The 518-nt window shown below is 52.1% G+C and carries 1 protein-coding gene; it reads left to right on the top strand.

Features of this window, described 5'->3' with window-relative positions; translation table 11 throughout:
- Positions 1–378, top strand: a 378-nt coding sequence (locus tag Q675_RS36305; RefSeq protein ID WP_023012138.1) for an IS5/IS1182 family transposase, incomplete at its 5' end; no start/stop codon positions are given.
- Positions 379–518: the final 140 nt, after the last annotated feature.

Raw genomic sequence — 518 nt, 5'->3', positions numbered from 1 at the left:
AGCATTGATACCACCGCTGCCAATGTTCACGACATCGTGCCCACCGACAAGCTGCTGCATGGTGAAGAGCAACGAGTCTTCGGCGACGCCGGTTACCTTGGCATTCAGAAGCGGGATGAGCATAAGCACCGCAAAAACGTCTCCTGGTTCATTGCCAAACGGCCTGGCACCCGGAAGACGCTGGATGCCGACAAACTGAAAGCAGAGAAGATCAAAGCCAGTGTTCGTGCCAAGGTCGAGCATCCCTTCCGGTACATCAAGCGGGTCTTTGGTTATGGCAAGGTCCGCTATCGCGGCCTTGCCAAGAACAGCAACCGGTTGCATTTGCTGGCCGCGTTTAGCAACCTGCTGATCGGTGAAAAATACATGCTGGCGTAGGGCCAGTGCGCCTGTTTTCCGCCAAAATGGCGGGAAACGGGCAAAAAACACACAAATAAAGGGAAAATAGTGTCTGAATCTTCGATTTTTTGCCGTTTAAACCCAAGATGGGCAAATATCAGCAGTTATTCAGACCTTCC

Origin of the sequence: Marinobacter sp. EN3, from assembly GCF_000475315.1 — a bacterium.
Taxonomy (GTDB): Bacteria; Pseudomonadota; Gammaproteobacteria; order Pseudomonadales; family Oleiphilaceae; genus Marinobacter; species Marinobacter nauticus.
The sequence above is the reverse complement of the archived record's forward strand: the minus strand, read 5'-3'. Positions and strand labels throughout refer to the sequence as shown.